The 23,935-nt window shown below is 53.9% G+C and carries 16 protein-coding genes and 1 pseudogene; 9 read left to right on the top strand and 8 right to left on the bottom strand.

Going from position 1 to position 23,935, the window contains the following annotated elements; genetic code table 11:
• Nucleotides 1-413: 413 nt before the first annotated feature.
• Together KRAC_RS31830 and KRAC_RS31825 are read right to left on the bottom strand one after the other, a co-directional pair.
• A complete protein-coding gene (locus KRAC_RS31830) occupies nucleotides 414-1,568 on the bottom strand; it encodes a sensor histidine kinase (RefSeq protein ID WP_007914425.1) in 1,155 nt (384 codons plus the stop codon).
• Nucleotides 1,565-2,248 carry a response regulator transcription factor gene (locus KRAC_RS31825; protein ID WP_007914422.1) on the bottom strand — a complete coding sequence of 228 codons (684 nt, stop codon included), beginning with the start codon at nucleotides 2,246-2,248 and terminating at the stop codon, nucleotides 1,565-1,567. Before KRAC_RS31825 ends, KRAC_RS31830 begins: the two co-directional genes overlap by 4 nt.
• 238 nt (nucleotides 2,249-2,486) lie before the next feature.
• On the opposite strand from KRAC_RS31825, the gene KRAC_RS31820 reads away from it, so the two are divergent.
• The 4 genes from KRAC_RS31820 (at nucleotide 2,487) to KRAC_RS31805 (ending at nucleotide 5,758) form a co-directional block, all read left to right on the top strand.
• Entirely contained in the window at nucleotides 2,487-3,191 is a 705-nt protein-coding gene (locus tag KRAC_RS31820) for a hypothetical protein (protein ID WP_211221359.1), read from the top strand.
• A 3-nt stretch (nucleotides 3,192-3,194) separates the two neighbouring features.
• Nucleotides 3,195-3,995 (top strand): hypothetical protein, encoded by an 801-nt coding sequence (locus KRAC_RS31815; RefSeq protein WP_007914419.1) that lies wholly within the window; start codon nucleotides 3,195-3,197, stop codon nucleotides 3,993-3,995.
• A gap of 42 nt (nucleotides 3,996-4,037) precedes the next feature.
• Nucleotides 4,038-4,940 (top strand): ABC transporter ATP-binding protein, encoded by a 903-nt coding sequence (locus KRAC_RS31810; RefSeq protein WP_007914418.1) that lies wholly within the window; start codon nucleotides 4,038-4,040, stop codon nucleotides 4,938-4,940.
• Between the two features lie 119 nt (nucleotides 4,941-5,059).
• Nucleotides 5,060-5,758 (top strand): helix-turn-helix domain-containing protein, encoded by a 699-nt coding sequence (locus KRAC_RS31805; RefSeq protein WP_007914417.1) that lies wholly within the window; start codon nucleotides 5,060-5,062, stop codon nucleotides 5,756-5,758.
• A gap of 148 nt (nucleotides 5,759-5,906) precedes the next feature.
• On the opposite strand, the gene KRAC_RS31800 is transcribed toward KRAC_RS31805, so the two are convergent.
• Nucleotides 5,907-6,461: a cysteine hydrolase family protein gene (locus KRAC_RS31800; protein ID WP_007914416.1), complete on the bottom strand. Its 555-nt coding sequence runs from the start codon at nucleotides 6,459-6,461 to the stop codon at nucleotides 5,907-5,909.
• A gap of 272 nt (nucleotides 6,462-6,733) precedes the next feature.
• Between KRAC_RS31800 and KRAC_RS31795 the strand changes: the two are divergent.
• Nucleotides 6,734-6,994: pseudogene (locus KRAC_RS31795) on the top strand (ISAs1 family transposase); the annotation flags it as partial.
• 99 nt (nucleotides 6,995-7,093) lie between these two features.
• On the opposite strand, the gene KRAC_RS31790 reads toward KRAC_RS31795, so the two are convergent.
• From KRAC_RS31790 to KRAC_RS31770, 5 genes are all read right to left on the bottom strand, one after another.
• Nucleotides 7,094-9,517 carry a glycoside hydrolase family 3 C-terminal domain-containing protein gene (locus tag KRAC_RS31790; protein WP_211221358.1) on the bottom strand — a complete coding sequence of 808 codons (2,424 nt, stop codon included), beginning with the start codon at nucleotides 9,515-9,517 and terminating at the stop codon, nucleotides 7,094-7,096.
• 32 nt (nucleotides 9,518-9,549) lie between these two features.
• A complete protein-coding gene (locus KRAC_RS31785; RefSeq protein ID WP_007914413.1) occupies nucleotides 9,550-10,914 on the bottom strand; it encodes an MFS transporter in 1,365 nt (454 codons plus the stop codon).
• Between the two features lie 167 nt (nucleotides 10,915-11,081).
• Nucleotides 11,082-13,634 (bottom strand): membrane dipeptidase, encoded by a 2,553-nt coding sequence (locus KRAC_RS31780; RefSeq protein WP_040445433.1) that lies wholly within the window; start codon nucleotides 13,632-13,634, stop codon nucleotides 11,082-11,084.
• Nucleotides 13,635-13,805: 171 nt separating this feature from the next.
• Nucleotides 13,806-14,621 carry an IS6 family transposase gene (locus KRAC_RS31775; protein ID WP_007914410.1) on the bottom strand — a complete coding sequence of 272 codons (816 nt, stop codon included), beginning with the start codon at nucleotides 14,619-14,621 and terminating at the stop codon, nucleotides 13,806-13,808.
• Between the two features lie 407 nt (nucleotides 14,622-15,028).
• Nucleotides 15,029-15,409 carry an alpha/beta fold hydrolase gene (locus KRAC_RS31770; protein ID WP_007914406.1) on the bottom strand — a complete coding sequence of 127 codons (381 nt, stop codon included), beginning with the start codon at nucleotides 15,407-15,409 and terminating at the stop codon, nucleotides 15,029-15,031.
• Nucleotides 15,410-15,588: 179 nt separating this feature from the next.
• Here KRAC_RS31770 and KRAC_RS31765 point away from each other — a divergent pair, with 179 nt between their 5' ends.
• The 4 genes from KRAC_RS31765 (at nucleotide 15,589) to KRAC_RS31740 (ending at nucleotide 23,745) form a co-directional block, all read left to right on the top strand.
• Nucleotides 15,589-16,815 carry an ROK family transcriptional regulator gene (locus KRAC_RS31765; protein WP_007914404.1) on the top strand — a complete coding sequence of 409 codons (1,227 nt, stop codon included), beginning with the start codon at nucleotides 15,589-15,591 and terminating at the stop codon, nucleotides 16,813-16,815.
• Nucleotides 16,816-17,426: 611 nt separating this feature from the next.
• Entirely contained in the window at nucleotides 17,427-19,289 is a 1,863-nt protein-coding gene (locus KRAC_RS31755; RefSeq protein WP_007914400.1) for a GH39 family glycosyl hydrolase, read from the top strand.
• Between the two features lie 57 nt (nucleotides 19,290-19,346).
• Nucleotides 19,347-21,761: a beta-galactosidase gene (locus tag KRAC_RS31750; RefSeq protein WP_007914399.1), complete on the top strand. Its 2,415-nt coding sequence runs from the start codon at nucleotides 19,347-19,349 to the stop codon at nucleotides 21,759-21,761.
• A gap of 337 nt (nucleotides 21,762-22,098) precedes the next feature.
• The gene (locus tag KRAC_RS31740) at nucleotides 22,099-23,745 is read left to right on the top strand and encodes an ABC transporter substrate-binding protein (RefSeq protein ID WP_007914396.1); all 1,647 of its coding nucleotides are present in this window, start codon (nucleotides 22,099-22,101) and stop codon (nucleotides 23,743-23,745) included.
• Nucleotides 23,746-23,935 lie beyond the last annotated feature (190 nt).

Below are 23,935 nucleotides of genomic sequence, written 5' to 3'. Positions count from 1 at the left end.
GGGGTATGTCTGGCCCCCATAGAGAGGGGAAAAACGTAGCATGGCCGAGCTGTTATGCTCCCTCCTCAATCGCTACCCAGATAGAGTTTATCAGGAAGTCACGTTATTCGAGACCCTTTCTGCGCAGGAAGAATGCAACAGATGGAACGGATGATGAAAGAGAGCAAATGCCCGTCGAGAAGTCGAAAAGAAAGTTGACGGTTCCTTTCCCCAGCGGACGACCGTGAGCTTGATCGCTTTCCTCGATCAGATCGAACGGTGGCTGCGATCTCGATGGGAAGCCGTTCTCTCTCATTCTCGATACACTGTGGACGCATCGGGCCACCGACGTGTTGCTGTTTTCCTTGGCCCATCCTGGCTTCGAGTGTGTCTTTCAGCCCACCCCTGCGGCTCCATTCTGGTTCGCAAAGGTGCTATGGAGAGCTGTGTGCTTCTTCTTTTGTGCCGCTGATCGTATTGCGAGAGGCAAGCAAGAACCCACGAAAGACCGCTCCTCCAGACTCCCTATTGGCGGCAGAGAGATCTCCTCCGTGTGCCTGGAAAATCTGCTGAGCAATGGTGAGGCCGAGGCCAGTTCCCCCTGTCTGTCGATTGCGCGAGGTTTCGCCACGATGCAGCGGCTTAAAGACATGTGGGAGATCTTGAGGGGCAATGCCGGGTCCGGTATCGGCGATCGTGAACTCAAAACGCTCTGGTTTGCGCAACCAGTTGATCGCGATAGATCCTCTCTGTGGAGTGTAGCGGATGGCATTCTCTAGCAGATTTTCGATGGCCCGCACGAGGAGCCGCCTATCGACTGCCAGGAGCGACGAAGGTGATGAACCCTCGCATGTGATCGTCACCATGATTCCTGCACGTTCCGCCAGGGGACGCATGGCCTCTACGGTTTTTTGCAACAAGACCCCCATATCGACCTCCTCACGCTGGGGCAGCAGTTCCAGATATTCCAACCGCGTATAGGTAAACAAGTCGGTGATAAGATGCTCAAGATCCTCTGCTTTTCCCCGGCAGATCTGTAGATATTGTGCAACCATCTCAGGCGTATCTGCCACGCCTTTCTCGACCCCTTCCAGGTACCCCCGTAAGGAAAAGAGCGGGGTGCGTAAGTCATGGACGACGGCACTGATGAAGAAACGGCGTTCTTCCTCGAGTTTCTCCTGACGTGCGAGCGCATCACGCAGTGCTTGTCCCATAGCGTTAAAAGCGCTCACCACTTCGGCCATTTCCAGCGTGGAGGATGATGGCAGAGAAAAATGGAGATTCCCCTGTTCAATCTGTTTGCTGGCCTTGCCAATGGCATCCAAAGGGGTCAAAATGGACCGTTGCAGAAACCAGGCGGTCGTCCCTACCAGGAGGGCCTGCACCACAATCAGGAGCAAGAGAATCAACACCGTCATGGACGCGAGCCCTGGCGTGAATGTCAGTGGGTGGGTGGGGGCGGTCGATCTTGCCATAGGCGGTGTGAGGGGGAGAGCAATGCTGATGATGAGCCCTACCGCAGTAAGCATCAGCATGGTATAAAGCAGCCAGGCGAGCGCCAACCACTTGCGCATGGTACGTTTCTTCATGGCCGCGGTCCCTCAAATCGATAGCCTGTCCCTCGGACGGTAATGATGTAATGGGGATCAGCAGGGTCTCTCTCAATCTTTTCACGGATGCGCCGAATATGCACGGTCACCGTTTGACGATCGCCGATCTCGCCCCAAAAACGCTCGAAGAGCTGCTCTCGCGTAAAAACCTGACGGGGATGTTCTGCGAAGAAGCAGAGCAGAGCAAACTCTCTGGTGGTGAACGGAAGTGGTTGTCCCTCGATGAGGACCTCATGCGCCACTGGATCAATGACCAGACGTCCAAAGTTAAACATGCTGGAGGATGGCTTTTCTTTTTGACAACGACGGAGAACAGCCTTCACGCGGGCCACGACCTCACTGGGCGAGGCGGATTTCGCGATGTAATCATCTCCTCCCAATCCGAAGCCACGCAGTTTCTCTTTATCGCTATCGTACGCACTCAGAAAGAGGATAGGGAGATTGCTTGTTTCACGGATGTGCCGGCAGAGATCAAATCCAGAGCGGCCAGGCATCATCACATCGAGTACAAGGCAATCCACCGATGTCCGCTGAACGGTGTCCAGAGCCTTCTCTGCGTCTGTCGCGACCATGACCTGAAATCCCTCCGCTTTGAGAAAATCCCTGAGCAGATGGGCAATGGCGGCATCATCATCCACAATGAGTACCGAAGCTTTCATAGCGATCTCTCTCCTCTTCATTTGTCATTCCTTCTTCCATTTCTCTCATTATGGCCCATTTTCGCGAGCGCCGAAAGCCTTGTGAGAGGCGGATAGCATCTGTTGATCTGCTGTTAAGGAGTTGTTCACCTTTTCCCATCAGAGTTTGTAATCTTCTGCTTGTATACTGCCAATTGTCGGTCTGTTCTTGAGGAACATTTCCTCTCCAGAGAGTCTCATTACGCATGAGGAATGATGTTTGATGACACAATTTTTGCACCTGGATCACCTGCGCTATGAGGTGCATATCCTTGGCCCGGTGCTCTTTTTCATTCCGCTGGCCCTGGTTGCGGTTTTCGTAGGACTGACGGGCATGTTCTTACTAGGCCATGTGGTGCATATCTTGATCGCGTCGCTGCTGATCGCTGCGCTTGAGGCTTGCCTGCCGCTGGCCGCTGGCATCATACTCTCGACCGTTGCGGTTCAGGATGCCTCACTTGAATTGCTGTTGACTCTGCCGGTTTCGTATCGCCGGATTGTCTTTCTGCGTTTTGCCCTGATCCTGGGCTGGACGCTGCTAGTGGAATGGGGGGCCTCGCTGGCACTCTCTGCCTTTCTGCCCTGGGTGCCTGTCAAACCGCTGGCAACTTTCCAACTGACCTGGCTGGCACCTTCGCTCTGGCTGTCCGGAGCCTGTATTCTGCTCGCGCTCTTGTTGCGTAATCAGGCGAGCAGCGGGGCTATTCTGGGTTGTGTCTGGATCATGCAACTGCTCTTCCACGGTTTCTTTGCCCAGAACGGCTGGGCGCAGCCCTGGTTTTTGTTCGCGACCCTGTATACGCCTGACGCGTCGTTCTGGCTGACAAATCGCCTGGAACTGATCGCGACGGCGCTTGTTTTGTTCGCCGCCGTCTGGTGGTTTTTGCGCGATCCTGAGCGGCGCTTTTTCGGAGAGGATATCTGATCAATGAATGCTCTATCTGTCACAGGCGGTGCGCTGCGCTACGAATTTCTCATGCAGATCCGCCGCCGTTCTCTGTGGGTGGTCCTGGTGATCGTCAGCGTGCTGGGCTTCAGCTTATGGGTCTCTCTTTTAAGCGCCCACCCGGTCTCAAGTCCTCACGTGATCAGTACCCCACAGGAGACGGCGCATGACCTTGTACTGTACCTGGCCCAGTTCGCAGCCTGGTTTTTGCCGCTGGGTGCTGGCCTGGTGGTGGCTGATCGCCTGGCACGAGACAAAAAACTGCACGTGGACGAGATCCTGGACACGTTTCCCGGCGGACTTTTCGCGCGCTTGTTGGGCAAATACCTGGGGAGCACTCTGGCAACGCTGGTGCCGGTGCTCCTCATCTATCTGCTCGGCGTGGGATATGTGCTGGCGAAATTTCATGATCCCCAGAGCCTGTTGCTGGCTCTGGAGGCGTTCGCTGCGATTCTGCTGCCCGGCATAGTGTTTGCGGCTGGTTTCTCGATTGCGCTTCCTGTTCTTCTCAAGGTGCCGCTCTACCAGATTCTCTTTATCGGGTACTGGTTCTGGGCCAACCTGATGAGTCCGCGTTTTCCGATACCCAGCCCGGTTGCGACGATGCTCAATGCCACTGGTCCCTGGGCGCAGGAAGCTTTTTTCCATTTTCAATGGGTCTTTTTAATCTTGCATCCGACCATCTGGCAGGGGGTGGAAAGTATTGCGTTGCTGGTCGGGCTGGGCGGACTTTCCGTGTTTGCGGCCTGGCTCTACCTGCGCTGGGAACAGGCGCATCGCTAATTAGACGCACATGAATTGAGCGAAAGAAAGAGGATCTCTTCGATGAATATCGAGATCAATCATCTGACAAAAATCTATCGTGGCAATGTTCAGGCGCTGAGTGACCTGAGCCTGGTAATCCCACAGGGCATGTTCGGGTTGGTAGGACCAAACGGGGCAGGGAAGACGACACTGATGCGCATTCTGGTGGGTATTCTGCATCCGACCAGCGGCACAGTGCAGATTGGCCAGTATGATGGTACTCGCGAGCAGGGTCGTGCTGCGATCAAACGCATCCTCGGCTATGTGCCGCAGGAATTGGGTATGTACCCAGATCTGAGCGCGCGCGAGTTCCTGGACTATGTGGGGGTGCTGAAAGGTCTGAAGGACCGCAAGCCTCGAAGGCTTCGAGTTGAACAACTGCTGGAAACAGTGGCGCTGAGCACGGTCGCCTGGCGCAAGGTCAAGACATTTTCGGGTGGCATGAAGCGGCGCCTGGGCATCGCGCAGGCTCTCATCAACGATCCACAAATATTGATTGTTGACGAGCCGACCGCAGGGCTGGACCCGGAGGAACGGATTCGCTTTCGCAATCTGCTCTCCGATCTGGGCAGCAACCGCACTGTGCTGCTCTCCACACATATTGTCGAGGATATCGCCCAGACCTGCCAGAATATCGCGGTGATGAAGAGTGGGCAGGTGCTTTTTCAGGGGACTGTCGCCCAGATGCTGGAAGCGACGCGCGAGAAGGTCTGGTTGCTCACGACCCCTGGCCCGCGCCCTGAAGGGAATTTTACCATCGTGTCCGCACTTAATATGGGCGCGAATGTCCAATATCGCGTCGTAGGTGACCTCTCACCACGCGTCGGAGCCGTACCCACAGAGCCTGGTTTAGAAGATGGCTATGTATGGCTAATGCATACAGATCCACGACAGTCGACTGAGGCACACGCCTCATCTATTTGAAAGAGGGCAAAGGGGCCATATCGAGGGAACAGCAAGGTGGAGACTATGCAAAATCAGGTGCTGACCATCAGCACCTGATTTTGCATAGTCTCCAGAAAGGATGAGAAGGAGCGACAGTGATGCAATTAACCGCAACTCTCAAGCCTCGTCAAGTGGCCAGACGTGAGATAATCAAGCAAATGGAGCAGGGAGTCTCGGTTCGAGAAGCGCGGATGAACAGTGCGATTCCGATGCATCGCACAACGGTCTATCGCTTGCTCAAGCGCGCGCGGAGCGAAGGAGAACGAGCATTGACCGATGGACGGCATGGTCACCCGATCAAGTTGCGTGGAGAAGTCCTTGCCCTGGTGTGCGAGCATTGTCGAGCCGATCCCTGCGTTTCCAGCTCTGCCGTGCAACGCCTGCTACAAGAGCGTTTCGGGGTATGCGTCAGTGTCAGTCAACTCAATCGGGTCAGAGCAAGCCTTGGATTGACTCGCAAGCCGATGCCGCGAGAAAAAAAGCCCAAAAGCGTCTCGGCTGAGCCGGGATACAGCGAAGGAGCCGGAGGTTTGCTGCTCTTGGCCGCAGCGAGCGAGACGGGATTGTTGGCGCAATTAGAGAAAGCTCTGCCGAGAGAAGCCATCTCTGCTCGTCCCCCACTGGTAGGTAGTTCAGCGGTGGTTCACCAGAGACTCTTGCTGACATTGCTCTTTCTGGGAGCCGCAGGGCTGCATCGCACCTGGGATTTGCGCGGGTACACTGCTGGTGGACTGGCACTGTTCACCGGGCGCAAGCAGGCCTATGGCTACCGCAGGGCAATCGCATCTTATTTTTGACTCATCAGACAAGTGGCAGGCGGTTGTATAGCCGCCTGCCACTTGTCTGATGAATATGTTGAGAACCTGCGTGTCTGGGCCAGAACCAATCAGGCTCTTCTTCACTCGTGAACGTTGGTGAGAGCTCCTGGAAAAGAGCCAACGCCGTTTAGAACGCAATCTCGCTGCTCAGCTTGACCACAACCACGTGTTCGTCGTTGCCAAAATCATCCAGCGTTTCATTGTGATGGGCCACGATCTGCGCCGCCGCTAGGGTGCCGCTCTCGGTGGTGGTGTGGGAGTCGCTGGCCAGGGTGACATCATAGCCCAGGGTGGTAGCGCGCCGGATGGTCGTATCGATGCAATACTGCGTTTTACAGCCGGTGACGACCAAGTACGTAATGCCCAAAGCTTCCAGTTCCTGTTGGAGGGAGGTCTGATAAAACGAATCCGAGGCGCGTTTACTCAGCACTGTTTCGCCCTCCTGGGGCGCGATCTGCGGGTGGATCTGCCACCCGGCGGAATGAACTTCCAATGAACTGCCTTCATCGCCTGCATGTTGGATATAGATGACTGGGGTCGAGGAGGCGCGAGCCCTGTGCAACAAGAACTGGATGTTGGCCAGAACCTCGCTTTTGTGGTGGGCTGGATTGGCGCCGTCGATGAGACCAACCTGGACATCAATAACCAGCAGGGCCGTACGTTGTGCATTGTTTGCACTCATGCTTTGTACTCCTGTTTGTATCGTTCTGAACTTCATCGTTTGTGAAGATGGGGACTCTGTGCTGGTCCTAGTGGTTGGAGAAAGGTTGGTCCTAATACACTGGCGTTTTCTCGCGCTTTCTGCGGATTGCTCCACACTTCCTGCTATTGGGAGCGAACTGTGTAGGCTCTGCCATTATAAAGGCGGCCTGGCCTCCTGTCAAACCGAGGGCTAGGGGAATCACATCGAAAGGGAGGTGATAAAATGGAGTTCAAAAAGACGGAGTAGAACAGTTGAACCGAGAGCCAGTAGTGAGCCTGGAAACGTGTTTTGCCGCAGTGGAAGACCCCCGAGTAGAGCGAACGAAGCGGCACATGTTGTTGGATATCATCGTCATCGCCATCTGTGGGGTGATTTGCGGAGCTGAAGGATGGGTAGAAATCGAAGCGTTTGGGAAAGCGAAAGAGGAGTGGCTCAAAGACCTGCTGGAACTGCCTAACGGGATTCCTTCCCATGACACATTTGGGCGAGTTTTTGCGCGATTGGACCCCAAGCAACAGGGCAATCGCATCTTAATTTAATGAGAGATGCGATTGCCCTGGATGGCTCAGGGGTCATCTTGACTTCTTTATAAATACACACGAAAGTCATCATCATCGAGGAGAAAGTAGGTGCCTGTCCCTTTTCGGCAGCGAGCCGAGCATTTTTTGCACGCCTCGGAAAAACTTCCTGTTGGCCATCATGACAATGCCCTCCATCATACCGTAGGTCAGCATACCTCCGCTGGAGATTGCGATGCTGCGCAGGGGATATTCTGCCATCATGCGTTGTAGCATCTTGCGGGTGGCAAGCTGGCGTTCGAGATCACCATCGGTGTTTGCTTTCATTGCCAGATTGATGATAATCCGGTAGAGAATTCTGCCGATCAAAGTGCCTTTGATGTCGCCCAGGGTTGAGTTGGCCGTATACGGCTTGCGCGCTGTCTCGTTGCTGGTTGGCAACGGCTGGCCATACAGGGCCGCGAATGCTACATCAGTGATCTTGCCCTTATTTGTCACAAGCTGGTAATAGTCTGCCAGAGCCTCCAGACGGTTCGGAACGCAATCTGCGGATTGGATGGTCACCGTCTCTTTGAGGCGGAGGTCGCGGCTTGACGCGCCTGCGATAATCTCGTATTCCCCGCTCTCTACCAGCCAGGCGGCTGTATCGACATCGTAAGAGGCGAAAGCTTGCCTGTCCAGTGTCAACTCAATTGCGGTGCTCTCACCCGGCTGGAGGAGTACCTTTTGGAAGGCTTTGAGCTCTTTTTCTGGTTTGAAAACGGTCGAGGCGACTGCGCGAACATAGACCTGAACAATCTCCGCTCCGGCACGCGACCCGCTATTGGTCACAATCACGGAAACCTGGAGTGTGTCCTTGTCGGTGAGCGTGTGCGCAGAAAGTGCCATGCGGTCGTAGGTAACATTGGTGTAGCTCAAACCGTGTCCAAAGGGAAACAGGACATCCTGGCGCGCCGTATCAAAGTAGCGATAGCCGATATAAATACTTTCGCGGTATTCGACGGTCAGTGGGCCGCCGGGAAAGTTCCTGGCGGAGGCTGTGTCTGTGTAGCGCAGCGGATACGTTTCTGCCAGCTTTCCACAAGGGTTGGCGTTACCGAAAAGCAGATCAACCACCGCGCTCCCGCCAGCCTGACCGGGGAGATACATATTGAGCAAGGCTTTGACCGAGCCAATCCAGGGCATTTCGACTGGAGATCCCCCCAAGAGTACCACGATCAAGTTCTCAGAGACCCCGGCCAGACGCTCAATCAGGATGTTCTGGTTCGCTGGCAGGCGCATATGCTCGCGATCGAAGCCTTCCGACTCGGCGAGTTCGGTCAGCCCAACAAAGACAACGACGACTTCGGCGCTGCTGGCGACCTGGCAGGCATCCGCGAGCAGTTGCTCATCCACATTGTCGCTGAGACGATCGTAGCCATCCGCATAGGCAATATTGAGGCTGCGCTCCCCCAACACATCCAGCGCGTGCTCCAGGCGGGTCGGGTTTATAAGTGAACTGCCGCTGCCCTGGTAGCGGCTCTTCTTCGCCAGATTGCCGATGATTGCTAGCTTCGCGGATGTAGCAAGCGGCAGAATGTTCTCGTCGTTTTTCAGCAGTACGGCTGACTGCGTTGCTGCCATCCGCGCCAGCGCGTGGTGCTCATCAGCATTATAGTGGTAATCCGAGCGCAGATTGTCCTGCGCACGTGCGATCAATGTCAGCAGCCGTTCAACGCTGCGATCGAGCACGCTTTCGGCCAGCAGGCCGCTTTTGACCGCCGCAACGATGCTCTGATCGTTATAGTCCAGTCCGCCGGGCATCTCCAGATCCTGGCCAGCCGCCAGGCCAGCCGTGCGATCGTTACATGCGCCCCAATCAGTCAGCAATACACCATCAAAGCCCCATTCAGCGCGCAGGATGCTCGTCAACAGCCGCTCCTGTTCTGAGCAGTAGATGCCATTCAGCCGGTTATAGGCGCACATAACCGTCCACGGATGGGCTTGCTTGACCGCCTTCTCAAAGCCGGGCAGGTAGATTTCGCGCAGCGCCCGCTCGTCCACAATGGCGTCGATGGTCATGCGTCTGGTTTCTTGATTATTGGCAGCAAAGTGTTTAAGCGAGGTACCAATGCCTTGCGCCTGTACGCCTACGATAAAGGCCGCAGCCAGTTCGCCGGAGAGGAAGGGATCTTCGGAGTAATATTCAAAGTTGCGCCCACACAGTGGATTGCGCTTAATATTCACGCCAGGACCGAGCAATACAGAGACCTGCTCCTGCAGACATTCTTCGCCGATCGCGGCCCCAATTTGTCGCAGCAGATCGGGGTCCCAGGAACTGGCAGTTGTGCAAGCAGGAGGAAAACATGTTGCAGGAATGCTGACATTGATCCCAAAGGTATCGCTACCCTCCGGCTGTTTACGCAGGCCATGTGGACCATCGGAAACAAGAATAGCAGAAATGCCCAGGCGCTCTATCGCTTTGGTGTGCCACATATCGTGCCCGGAACACAGGCTGGCCTTTTCCTCTAATGTCATGTCGTTGATAAGCTTTTTGATATCCATGTAGACTATTTTACCCCTTTGACCTGTTTGATAATCACTGTGCCGAGCACGAAATAGAGAATGGTGATTGCAAACAGCACGCTGTACCCTAAATGATTGGGCATGCCACGGAGTGCCTGGAGAATCAGAGCGCCAACCGTGATACCGACAACCTGTGGAATGATGCCCATGGCTGACCAGATACCCAGAAATTTTCCTGCCTCATCGGTTGGCGGAAGCACATCACAGGTCAGCGCCCAGTCCACACTGGAATATGCGCCGTAGCCGATCCCAAAGAAAACACCGGCGAGCAGGATGAAGCCCTGACTGGGGAACAGAATAAAGATAATGCAGACAACCGACATCACCGCTCCAGAGAGATAGACCATCCCTTTGCGCCCATAGTGATCAGAAATCCAGCCTGCGATTAACGAGGCTGGCAACGCGGCGACCAGCAAAATAGGCTGGAAAAGCGCGCCATTAAACTCCTCACCGGAGAAGGCCGAGCCAAAGATAATGGTCTTTACACCAGGACCGCCCAGCACATCATCGAAATAATACTCCAGGAAGTAAAACACTCCCCAGATGCCCATCATCAGCAGTAAACGCGCCAGCAAGACCCACGAAAGATCAGGATAACGGGCCGGATTAAAGAGAAAACGCTTCAATACCGGCATTAGTTCAAACTTTGCCTCGGTCTGTAAGGGAGTTTCCTTGACCGTCACAATGGTATACACGACAAACACGATCTGTACCACTGCGATCAACAGAAAAATTTGCACGATCTCGTTACGGTAGATAGGCAGTCTGTCGTTTTTATTGACGATGAGACCAGCAACAAGCGCCCCCAGAGCCGTACCCAGGAGAGTGAAGAGGCCATTGAAGCCAGCAGTGACCCCGCGCTGATTCTGGGGCACATTATCCGCGATGATCGCACTCCAGGGCGCGTTGGCGACATTATTGGTCAGTTGCAACAGGATGAACAGCAGAATAAAGGCGACCAGCAGGCCAGTCGCAGAGAACCAGGTTGGTGCGAAAGCAAAAAGGACCAGGGCGATCACATTAAAAATCGTGCCCCAGATCATAAAGGGCCGCCGTCGGCCCATGCGAAAGGTCGCGTAGTCCGATATCGCGCCAACCAGGGGATTGACGACTATCGCGACAATCGTGCCCCAGATCACTACTATGGCCAGATTGATATCCTTGTTGGCATCACCAAGGAATTTCACGATCATACTGGGAAGCACAATGGCTAACAGCGCCTGCCAGTGAAAATTCTGGGCAATCCAGAAGGCGTTGATGTTCATATGATCGAAGATTGAGATACGTCGCGCTGGTACGACTACAGCGACAGGAGCAACAACCTCGTTGGATGGTTGACTGAGATCCATGAGTGTTTACTTCTTTCTCTAAAATGTGTCATTTGTCGAATAAATTGTGTAACCCTTCAGGTTCCCCTTTACTCATCGACGCAAGCGGAGAGAGGGGGGCTCCGGCCAGGGGATTAGGATCCCCTGGCACCTCCCTGGGTCGTGTTCCGCAACCAATGCGCGTTGCTCTACAGTGTCAGGCTGCGGCTCTCACAAAGCGCCCAGGTCTGAATATAGTCCTCCGCTGAACTGAAAAGCGGTGCCAGGTCCGTAGCGGTCAATCCAACATTCTTCAGATCCTGGAACATGCCGTAGTGTGCCACGCCATCCAGATTGATATCAAAATCGCGTTGCCCGGCATAGCTACGTGTCAAGGGTGTATTGTTGCCCTGCATTGCCAGCCACTTGTTCCAGATCGCCAGCACTTTGGGATAGAGATCATACACAGTCTGCGGGTCTGATGTGCCCGGCGTCTGGCCTGTTTTCACTAAGAACGCGGCCCTCTGTTCCCATGGAGTATTGCCGTTAAAAATGGTGGGAAGTTCCAGTTGAGCGGCGTCAGTCGCGAACAACCCTTTGGCAAAGTTGGCCACCGTACCATTGATGTCAGGGATACTTGAGTTTGTCCAGGGATTGAGTCCGGCATAGTATAGTCCGACCCCCTGCCAGATGTCGCGATCCGTCGCATCGTAGACATTCCCCTCAAGTATACCTTCAAAGCGATAATGGCGCACATCGAGAATCGGCTGGTCGTACATCACGCCATTGCCCTGAGCCGCAACCTGACCTGCACGCAAGGGATCGCGCCCCGCGTCTACTCCCGCGCCATCGATGTAATAACTGGCGTTGAGACCAAAGCGCGGGCCGTTGAACTTCGCGAGGCCGTTGGTATCCGTCCCGATGCCAACGCCACGTCCGCCCATTTTCTCTATGGCGTAGAGATACGCCTGGGCCCATGCTTTGGATGAACCGGCGGCGTCATTCGGGACCTTGCCCGCAAGCGTCGGGAGGGGATCTCCCACGGAACGAATATCCATCTGATTCGCGATTGGCGCGATAATCCCGCCTAGATTGCGGATGCGCTGGACTTGCTCCGGTGTTTTATTCTGTTCGCCGGAGCATTTATGGATACTCTGGGTTTCATTCTGCCACTTCCAGGTCAGCTCTTGAAAGGATGAATGGCCGGAGACCACGGGATAGTTATATTGCTCTGCCAGCGTCAGGGTGTCTTCGGCTGCTTTGTAAGACATATGATCGATCTCGATGAGCATGCCCAGGTGCATCATACTGCGGATAAAGAAGCTGCCCAGGCTGTTCAGACCGACTGTATTCATATGGCCCTGGCTGAACTGCTGATATTCAGCGTCCGGTGGGTTATAGCCCATCGTTACCCGCGTGATGGCAATTGCCGGTCCCGGATCAACTTCGAGGCGGAACTGGAAACCCAGCGTGCTCCCGTCTTGCACCTGGAAATAGTCGTTGTGCAAGTAAAAGTTATCCACATTGAACAAGTCGTTGTAGATAGCGGCACCTCCAAACACATTGTTTGTCAGGTGAATGGGGAAAAGGTGCCGAACGCCCAGATCATTATAGAGGTGGTTGAGATAGGTCGTGATCGCGCTTGGCGTCAGCGTGCTCGGATCTTTCCAATTCCCGATAGAATCGACTTCCACGCCCAGCACAATGGCCAGCTTGTTCTGCTGGATAATGCTGCGGGCCTCGCTGGAGGAATAAGCGATTTGCATCCAGTCCGAGTGATTGGCTATCAGGGTCTTCATAGCCGCAATCTGCGTTTCCACCGCGCTCACGTCATCATATGGCACATTGCCATTATATTGGCTGGCCAGCAGTTCGTTATTGACGGCGTGAGCCACCAGGAGGCGCAGCCCGCCATCGAACGCACGGCGTATCCAGTCAATGTACATTTGCTGGTGAACTGTGGTCGTGAACTTAGGCCATCCATCGAACTGGGGGTAGCCTCCAACGAGGTGTCCTAAACCCGAACCATAGCCGGCTTGCTCAAATAAAGTCATGAGCACGTTGCCGTTTTGACCGCCGATGCCAGTACCCCCAGCGCCGTGTGCCGGCGTGCACCAGGGCAGGGCCGTATCGATGGGTCCATCTGGCTGGCCCCAGAAGATCACACCGCCATAGGCCAGATGCGCCATAGGGGGTGAGTGCAGATCGGCAAAGCCCCAGACCGGCGCATTAGCATCTACCGCGACCGCGCTGGCCTCAAGTGGAAGTGTTTGCGGAGGCGCATCGGAAAATTGGAAATCGTCAACATTGATATGGCCTGATGTAGCGTTGTCGGTGACACGGATACGCCCGTACTCTCCCACAAACTGGCTGGCATTGAACGAAACTCGGCGCATGATTTCATTCCCATGACCAGTTGCCTGAAAGATCTGATAGAAGTCTCCTACGTCGGCCAGACGCACGCGCGGATAGGCTCCAGCGAACTTTCTGGCGTTGGTGCGCGTGGCTTTGATAAGCAATGAGACGCTGTGTACACGCATGTCCTCGTTGCCACTCATGAGAAAGTTGAACCAGGGGGTATCTTGCTCAAGCAGAAATTCATCGGAAGTCAATGTACCTGTCAGGTGATTCTCGGTGCTGATCCAGTAGTCGCCCTTGTGACCTACGGGATGAGGGCCATCCCAATAATCACCGCCTACCGTAATCAGGCCGGGCCTGACCTGGCTGGTGGTAAATTTATGCCCGCGTATTGGTTGATTCAAAAAGGCCGCCCCTTCAGCATTCCAGAAAGATAAATCGCCTGACTCGAAGTCCAGGCGCAACGGAGCAGAGGGAGCGCTTAAAGCTGGCACGGCATTCGTATAAAAAAACGGAAGCGTCAGAACTGAGAACAGGAAGACCTGTGCTCAATTGAACAGGATCGTTCTCAGCGTTTAAGCAGCCAACATCCCTTGTAAGGCTACCCAACGCTGACAAAACATCATACGTTGGTGGGCAAGAGACACTGATTGGTTCATAGTGGTGCGAAAGCGAAAGAACTGACGGACCTCCTCAAAGGCACGACAAAAACGAGATGCCGACTCAACGTTTCCAAAGCCTCGCATTGGGTAGTAACGCTGTTTGATCCCGCGATGGTCTTGTTCCAGTCGATTGTTCAGATACGGATTGCAGCGATGGAGAACGTCGCTACCGAGTGTTTCGCGAATCGCTCGTGGATAGGAGCCATGCCCATCCGTCGTCACTTGCTCTGGTGCATGGCCAACTGTCTGGAGTGCTTGCTGAAAAAAGTGCTGAGCAGCCTCCATATCTCGTTTCTCGCTCAAGCGCGAATCCACCAAGTTGCCATCCGAATCAATGGCTCGATACAGATAACACCACTTCCCATGCACTTTGACGTAGGTTTCATCGACATACCAGGATCGACCTGCTTGTCCGTGTCGCTTGGTGCGCAGTCTCTCCGCTAGTAAAGGGGCAAAACGAGTTTCCCATTCTCGAACGGTCTCATGTGTGAACACAAAACCGCGTTCCAAAAATATTTCAGCGAGATCACGCAGGCTCAACTTGTAGCGAAGCCGCCACAGGACGACGAGGAGCACGATATCGGTCGGATATTCGAGATAATTGAAGGGAGTACCAGTTCGCTCGTTGAAGGTGCGGTGACATCTCATGCAGGAGAACGTGGAATAGCCGAGTGTCGTTTTCTTGCGCTGTTCTTTCGTGGTTGGGGATGCGCAGTGCGGGCAGTTCATGATGCTCTCCTTATAATGATGTCCTCTAGGACTATCAGTGTATCACAAGACTGATTTCCACTATCCTTGTTCTCAGTCCTGACGTATCCACCCAGGGTGAAAATGCCCCATCTGTCCCCTGAGCTCAGTGACTGTATTGCCAGAGCATTAGCCCAAAATTACTGGCAACGATTTGCTGATATTCAGTCGCTCGCCTCTGCGATCAAAACTGCAGTAGGGGGAAATCTCCTTTCTTCTCAGTCCAAGAACCTCAGCGTCTCTGGGCACTACGATTCTTCCGCCAGGAAGGATCGTAGTGCCAGGAAGAATCGTGTGTGGTAAAACATTGCGGGACAGCATGGTCGCAAGCAGAAGATGTGGCTTTTGTTCATGGAGGAGGATGTCATACCAGGCACCCGAAAAGATGTTTAGGTTGGTGTATGCCAGGCAAGCCATTCAATCCTGGCTTGCCTGGTGAATTCTGGCGCGTGGTGATGAATATTGTGGCCGACAACACCAGGAAATGTAATGAGCGTCCAATCACGGGCAATCCACTTCCAGGTATCGTTCAGTCCTGAGGCCAACAGGTATTTGTCCTCTAGCCCATGAAACTGAAGAACAGGTGCTTCAATGTGAGAGGGCGATTGTGGTTCCTGATAGGTATATGGTGGATAAGGGTAATTTTGCTGATAGTAGGCGAGCATTGACTTGAGGCTGGATCGACAGAGCGCTTCATGATACACCATTCGTGTTTGGGTATCCTCTCTCCAGGATACCGGCATTTCTGAGGCAATCAGGGCTTCTAGCATCTCAGCTTACTTCTTGCAGCACAACCCTATCTTATTATCTCCTCTCCTCCTTTTGGCTTCAATGGATGGGTTTGCAAAAATGAACCATACCCCCGTGAGAAGTGGCTTGACAATGCTGGGAAAGGATTTTATACTTTACACCCTAAGTTGAAAATATCAATTAAAGAGCGAGAAGAGACATGAACGCAAAACTCCGCAACCGGAGCTATGGAGGAACCAGTCTCAAAGGCTTACGCCGTAATAACCGTGGCTTAGTATATCGCGCCATCTGGGATCTCAAGAGCATTTCGCGGGCAGAGCTCGCAACAGTTACTGGCTTGCATCCCGCAACTATCACCCATATTGTTGATGATCTGCTGGATGATCAGATGATCCTTGAGATCGGTGCCACCGAAGCGCCTGTTGGCCGCCCTCGATCACAGCTCAAGATTAATGCCAAGGCCGCTTATATAGTAAGTGTCTCCCTGGCTCGCACGGCCGTTTCGGCAGCCCTGGTCGATCTGGGTGGCAATGTGGGGGAAAATATCCATTTTGGCGGACTGAATCTGCTCGACGAGCAAGAGTATACGATTGCCCGCCTGCAGCAGGCTGTTGAACTGCTTTTAGAACGAGCTCAGGTCATGAATCGGGAGGTGATCGGAATAGGCGTTGGCTTCCCTGGCCCGGTTGATCCCTCAACAGGTCAGACGTATTTACCCGAAGCACACGGTTTGCGGGAGCCTTTTTCCCCTTCCCTCAGGAGCGTTTTAACAGAACGCTTCAAACAACCGATCTTCATTGATAATGATGCGAATGCTATGGCCCTGGCTGAGAAATATTTTGGCGAGGGACAACATGCCAACGACTTTGTCTGTATTGATTGTTCCCTGGGGATTGGTGCGAGCATCGTGATCAATGGCGAAGTCTACTATGGGATGCGAGGAATGGCCGGCGAACTTTCCCATAATAGCGTTGACATTAAGGGCAAGTTATGCGAATGTGGCAGGCGTGGATGCCTGACCTGCTACGCATCTATCCCGGAAATTATTCAACAGGTGGCTGAGGCCGCCTCGCTCGCCCCAGAAACGGTGTCGGTGAATCAGATCGCAACGCTCTATACAGCTGGCCATAAAGAGATCATCGAGGTCATCCAACAAATCGCAACCTATCTGGGGCACGAGGTGATCGATATCGTCAACTTGATTGCACCAGAAATGGTCATTCTTACTGGCGACCTCGATCAGCTCGCACATATTATGGCAGCTCGTATCCAGCAGCAGGTACGTGATTTCCTGGCTGCTCCTCTATACAACTCCGTTCAAGTGGTAAGTTCGCACCTAAAGCAGGCTCCATTGCAAGGTGCAGCGATGCTGGTTATCCGCAAAATCTATGAGACAGGGACACTCTCGGGGTTCTCTCTGGGCTGAACTGGTCGAAGAAAGCATCTGCACGCAGGGGAAAATCCCAAATAACCAGACTTTTTCCGAACGTGAATAACTTGACATAGCCAGGTAAAGATTTTATACTATACTAAATTGAAAGTATCAATTAAATGGCTAGGAGGGAAAGAACACAAAATTCAACAAGTGAGGTCACGGAGACGCTCATCTTAGAGGCACATGCTGCAATAGCCACGGCCTGGCGTATCGCGCCAGTGGGAATCCCTGAAACACTTTGCGAGCAGAGCTTATGTATTGGGGCGGCAGGGGCGCCGATGCCGGGGCAGGTTCTTTGATAGGTTTTGGCACTATTCATCTCTCTCCTTTCGGACGACAGGAAAAACTGGCCGAATAAAAGGAAGGATGTGGACCTTTTTCAGGATGAAATCGACACGATGTCGTAATTATGTTATATCTTTTCGCGGGTAAATTCTATTTAAGATACTGATTCAGATTTTCTATAGTCAAATGGCTGATATGCGTCATATAAGACTTTTCTTTTTATCATTGCTCGTTGTACTGGCCGCAAACCGTCTGACCGAGCCGCTCTACACGGTATTCAATTTCTGTGTACATTCGTGAGAAAAAGGGATGTGATCATGGATAAGCGTTCCAGTGCCCGCGATAAGTGGGAGAAACAAGTCAGTCAGCGTATTGACGCGGGGACACTCAAAGAGTGGGAACCAATTGTAACCGAACTCCATCCTCCGAGCGATCTGCGAGCCGAAGCTGGATCAGGACAGGTTACGCTGCATTGGAGTAAGGTTGAAGGCGCGATTGGCTATTTGATTTATCGCAGCGAATCACCTGATGGTCCCTTTACCATTGTCGATCATAGAGGTGGTGATGTACTGGCTGTGCCTGATGCTCCGTACGCTGATACCACTGGCAAGCCTGGCGTTGTTTATTGGTACACTGTGGCTTCCCTTGCCGATACCAGTTCTTCTCCTAGCCAACTCTCCGCTGCCGTACAAGCATGCTCACATGCCAAGGTCGCTGAGACGATGCTGGCGACTGTTAAAACGCAAACGCCTGGTGGACATATTCAGCGTATCTGGCACACACTAGGATCAGAACATCTTTCGCTGCTCTTTCATACGGAAGGGCCTGGTGGTTCTCAAATCGGCTCAGAGTTTGCGGAAGCTCTTCGCCTAGCACGAACTGAATTAGGCACGCAATATATCCGGGCACACGCTATTTTGAACGATGACCTGGACGTTTACAAACAAACGAATGGCGAGATTATTTACAATTTCAAGATAATAGATGATGTTTATGATTGCCTGTTAAACCTGGGGCTACGCCCGATTATTGAACTCTCGTTTATGCCACGCGACCTGGCCTCTTCTACGACAGAAACCGTCTTTACCTATGGCTCACTTATCTCGCCGCCGCGTGACTGGCAGACCTGGGAAGAACTCATCTATCAATTTGCTTCGCACCTGGTTGCGCGCTACGGCATCGAGGAAGTGGCCAGTTGGGGCTTTGAGGTGTGGAACGAAGCCAATCTCAAGGTTTTCTGGACGGCCTCTCAGCAGGATTACTTTAAGCTCTATCATCTGGCTGCACGTGCCATCAAAGCCGTTGACCGCCGCCTGCTGGTTGGCGGCCCTGCTACGGCAGCGGCGGAGTGGTTAGGGGACTTCTTGCAGTTCGTTCGCCAGGTCCAGGCCCCCCTGGACTTTCTCTCAACCCATACCTACGGCAATCTGCCGCTCGATGTACGCCGCCTGCTCTATGCAGCTGGTTTCGAACATGTGCATGTCTGGTGGACCGAATGGGGAGTCAGCCCAACGCATTTCGCACCTGTGAACGACTCGGTCTTTGCCGCCACGTTTTTGCTCCACGGGATAAAACGAGCACAGGGCAAAGCCGATATGCTGGCTTACTGGGTAGTCAGCGACCACTTCGAGGAACTAGGACGGGCTCCGCGCCTCCTGCACGGCGGCTTTGGCTTGCTGACCATTGGCAATTTGCGCAAACCCAGGTACCTGGCTTTGGCTCTCGCGCAGGATCTAGGCACACAGCTTGTACAACTTGATCTCCAAGGAGACGGAGCCGGCTCGCTAGTAGACGCCTGGGCGAGCCGCAAACCTGATGGCTCGATCGACCTCCTGCTCTGGAATGGAACGCTGAACCAGGCCATGGTAACCGGCAATGACTTGCTGGATCGCCGCCTGCTGGTCCGCATCGAGCAGCTTGCAGCACCTCTCTACCGTGGCTCTCTTGCTCGCATCGATGCCACGCATTCGAACATTGCCGCCCACTGGTCGCCTGAACGAGACTGGCCCACGCCAGAAGAATGGGAGATGCTGCACAGGGCCGACACACTCGATGAGACGCCGCTGCCCACCCTCAGCCCCCTCGCGGGATGTGTGTCTTTGGCACTCGATCTACCCATGCCCGGGATTCTCAGGGTCCGGCTGGTTCCCGACCAGAGACCCATCGGGGATGACCGGTGACACACAAGGAAGAGCATAGTAATCGTTTGAAACAACAGTGAAAGGCACTGATCACCAATGATCACGATCAAAGACAAGCAAATTCTGATAGATGGCCAGGCTCGTGTCATTCTCGCAGGCGAGATCCACTACTTCCGTCTCAAACGTGCAGAGTGGCAGGATCGTATCACCAAGCTGAAGGAGGCGGGCTGCAATGCCGTGGCCTCCTACATACCCTGGCTGTGCCACGAACAGTACGAGGGACGGGTTGACCTGGAAGGCCGGACTCTCCCGGAACTCGATCTCGGCGCATTTATTGACTTATGCAAAGATAACGGTCTCTATTTCTTTGTTCGTCCTGGTCCTTTCATCATGGCCGAGATGAAAAACGAGGGCCTGCCTTTCTGGCTTTACACCAAGCATCCAGAGATCGTGCCGCTCAGCTGGGATGGCCAACCGGTGCCGACCCATACCGTTGACTACCTGGCGCCCACCTTTCTACAGGAGGTACGCCGCTGGTACAGTCATGTCATGGGAATCATAGCTCCTCGCTTATACACGAGAGGCGGCAACATCATTGCGGTTCAGCTCGACAACGAAGTGGGCATGCTCTCCTGGGTCAGCAATCGTCCCGACCTCACCACAAATGTGCTGGCTGACTTCACCGGTTGGTTGAAACACCACTACACGTCTGCCGCGCTCAAAACACGCTATCCGTTCGCGCTAGACAACACCCAGATTCGCGATGCCGAACTGCGCTCGCCCAAAGAGAATTTCGCGACCGCGCTGCGCCACGATCTCGGCTACTATATGAGGGACCGCTTCGCCCGCTATGTGTCCACCCTGCGCAGTTACGCCGAGGAGTTCGGGGTCACTGGTGTGCCGTTCATTATCAATGTCCACGGTACCGACGCGGGCCGAGGTCTCTCCTTCCCAATCGGTATCAGCCAGCTCTACGAAGCATACACCCGAGTACCGGGCTATATAGCTGGCTCAGATCACTATCTGGGCGAATTACAAATCAGCAACTTCCAGGACCTCTACCTGATGAACGCATTCATGGATGCCGTCAACCTGCCCGATCAGCCCTTGACTTCCGTAGAGTTCGAGAGTGGCGACGGTGACTACGGTGGGAGTAACAGTAGTCGCCATGATCCCTCGACAACCGATTTTAAAATTCGCATGTGCATGGCTCAGGGCAACAAGCTGCTCAGCTATTATCTCTTTAGCGGGGGGATTAACTATCTTCTCCCAGAGCTTGTCCATGACGGCAATGATCGCATCGCCTTTACTGGTGAGCGCCATGGCTTCGCGGCCCCGGTGAATCCCGAAGGAAAGATCAACTACTCATATTGGCCGCTGGCAAGGGCCAACAAAGCCATCTCCGCCGTCGCAGACAAACTCGCGACCATGTACGAGGAACACGATTCCCTGGCATTTGCGTTCATTCCCGACTACTACATGACTGAATACCGCTACCCATCGAGTACTGGGATGAATGAGATTGTAAGGAGCCTGGAAGCCAGCCGAGGCAGAGACGCCTGGGAAGCGGTCGCCAGGGCCATGCTGCTTGCCTGCTATCGCTTCGGCGCGCTGGACGTACAGAACGGGCGACTCGATCCGCAGAGCACTCCGGTGCTGGTGCTGCCTTCGGCACGATATATGGATCGTGCTTTGCAGGATAAGCTGGTGAACTACCTGCAGGCAGGGGGGAAGTTGCTACTCTATGGAGAAGTGCCGCTGTTCGATATGGAAGGCCAACCAGCAAACATGCTCGCCAGAACTCTGGGTTTGAAACCCGCCGGGGCGCGCGAAGCCACTCATCGCTACTTTCTCTCACTGCGGGCCGAGGGGTGGGCTGCTCCGCGTCCCGAGGTGCGTACCGATCGTGCTTGCTTTTACGAGCCAGCCAGGGGCGAGGTGCTTCTGAGGGCGTCGGGCACCGGGGAAGCCTGCGGTTTTGATATCCAGGTGGGCCAGGGACGCGCCGTGATCATCTCGGCAGCCTATCCATGCGACGTCTCCCTGTTTCGCACGATCCTGGAACGACTCGGCGCACAAGCCGCCCTGGACCATCACTGCGAGGACAACGGCATTTTCATGACTACCTCTGCTACGGCAACTGGAGAAAGGCTCCTGCACATCCTGAACCTTGATGGCTTCGACAAAGAAATTTACATCACCGAATATGGGCAGCCTCTCTTCGAAGGCCGCTCCCTACTACTACGACGTCGAGAGGGACTGATGCTGCCATTGAATCTGTCTATCGGCGATACGCGCATCGTCTACTCTACAGCCGAGATAGCAGGCAGGACAGAGGGAACCATCGAGTTCCGCCTGACTCAGGCCCAAGACACCATCGTCATAGTTAGTCCACAGGCGCTAGCTCCTGGTCAGGATTACGATGTGGAAAGACACGGAGATCGACAGTTTATCACTCCCCGCAAATCCGCGGCACTTGATGACCGGCTCATCCTCCGTTTGGAAGCATGAGCAAACAGTGGCACGCTCCTGGCTCCGGGGGGGGGCACCCGTCCGGGCCGGAATCAGAAAGGAGGGATACCCAAAAACGCATGGAGGCCAATCATGGGATAGCCGGCAAAACGAGAACAGCACAGCCGCTGCCTTGTTCTCCAGTTAATCCCAACTACTCGAAGGAGAAGCCATTGAGCACAACGGGAAGCTTTTATTCCGTGAAGGACATGATGTTCTTTGCAGACGAGCAAATCATACCCAGTATTTTGCGTGTTTTCTTAACTGATCCGGACGATGTTACATACGGCCCTTTGTCGAGAGGGCTACGAATTAGTTTCAGGTAAAAGGTAAAGTGATGGCTAAACAACGTCGTTTCATTCCTTTCACGTCTCTTCTCCTCCTGCTGATATTGATCCTCTCCGCATGCGGAGGTCAGCAGCCTAGCGGAACGCAACCCACCGGTGGGAATGGCATGATCGCGAACCTCGATGCCGCGGGATTCGGCGGCGGGGATAACCCACAGGTCAACTACAATCCCTTCTCGCCTAATGCCCTGATAAACGGACCCAGCTATCTTTACGAGCCGCTGATGGTTGAGAATACCTATTCCTGCCAGGTACAGCCCTGGCTGGCTACCAATTATAAGTGGCAAGACCCGGAAACACTTATCTTTACTCTACGCGATGGTGTGAAATGGAGTGACGGACAACCCTTTGGATCAGATGATGTGGTTTTCACCATGAATATGATGCAGAAGTATCCTGCCCTTGATACCAACGGCATCATGTCAAGCCTGAGCACCATCACGAAGTTGGGTACGAACCAGGTTGTCCTCAAGTTCAAGGTGCCGTCGGTACCAATATTCGAGCGCATTCTGAACCAGGCTATCGTTTCCAAGCATACCTGGGAGAAGGTTTCCAACCCGGTTACGTTCACCGATCCAACGCCCGTTGTAACCGGTCCATTTACAGTCCAGAGTTTCAACCAGGAAGAATTGGTACTCCAGCGCAACCCAAATTACTGGCAAGCCGATAATGTCAAGGTTGAGCACATCACCTTCCACAAGACCCCCCCCAACCAGGTCGAAGAACTCAAGCTGGCCCAAGGCGCGTATGATTGGAATGCCATGTTCGTGCCCAGCGTCCAGCAGACCTATGTTGACAGGGACCCGAAGCACAATCACTATTGGTTCCCAGCAGGTGGTGAAATCTCATTGGGCATGAACCTGACCAAAGCACCGTTCAACGATGTCGCTTTCCGTCATGCCATGGCCTATGCGATTAATCGACAGGAGATCTCTCAGAAAGCCGAGTTCAGCTACGTCCAGCCGGCCAGCCAGACCGGCCTGTCGGTACCCGGCCAGGCGAACTTCATTCCCTCCGATATACCGAACATGGGAATTTTTCCTTTCGATCAGCAAAAGGCACTTGACATTCTCACCCAGGCCGGTTACACAAAGAACGCCAGCGGTAAGATCCAGGGCAAAGACGGCAAGCCGATCAAAATCACCTTCCTGGTGCAGAATGGTTGGACCGACTGGATTCAAGCATCCCAGGTTATTCAGTCAAACCTCAATGCACTGGGCTTCACGGTGGATGTGCAAACGCCGGCGCCCGATATCATTGAGTCCCGCCGCAAAGCAGCTGACTATGATATGTTGTTCAGCGTACATGGAGGCTCCTGCAACATGTACGAGAACTACAACTACCTCAACAGCCGGGTAGACCCAAGCGTGAACTATATCCACTTCAAGAATCCGGCGGTCGATAAACTGCTTGACGATCTCCAACAGGCATTAACCAGCGATCAACAAAAAACAGCCGTGGCTCAACTGGCCGAGTACAGCTACCAGAATTTCCCGGATGTACCGCTCTGGTACGGCGCGAACTGGTTCGAGTTCAGTACCAAGAGGGCGGTGGGCTGGCCAGATGCCACCAATCCGTATGCCAAACCCGGCGATAGCCTACTCATCATTACTCATTTGAGGCAAAGCCCAGGCTAATAATCTGGCGGCCAGGAGCCTGGAGGGTGCGCGCTTCATCCCGCGCGCATCCTCCACTATTCCATTTGTCTATGACTAGATTGTAGATTATCTTGCCGGATAACAGTTCACCCAAACAATGACAAGCATTGCTCAGTTTGTGGGAGCACCCACTGGCCGGACTGCCACGGCCTCTATCCCATGCCCGCAA

The sequence above is a fragment of the Ktedonobacter racemifer DSM 44963 genome (genome assembly GCF_000178855.1).
Lineage (GTDB): Bacteria > Chloroflexota > Ktedonobacteria > Ktedonobacterales > Ktedonobacteraceae > Ktedonobacter > Ktedonobacter racemifer.
Note: the sequence above shows the minus strand (reverse complement) of the source record. Positions and strands in the feature narration are given on the sequence as shown.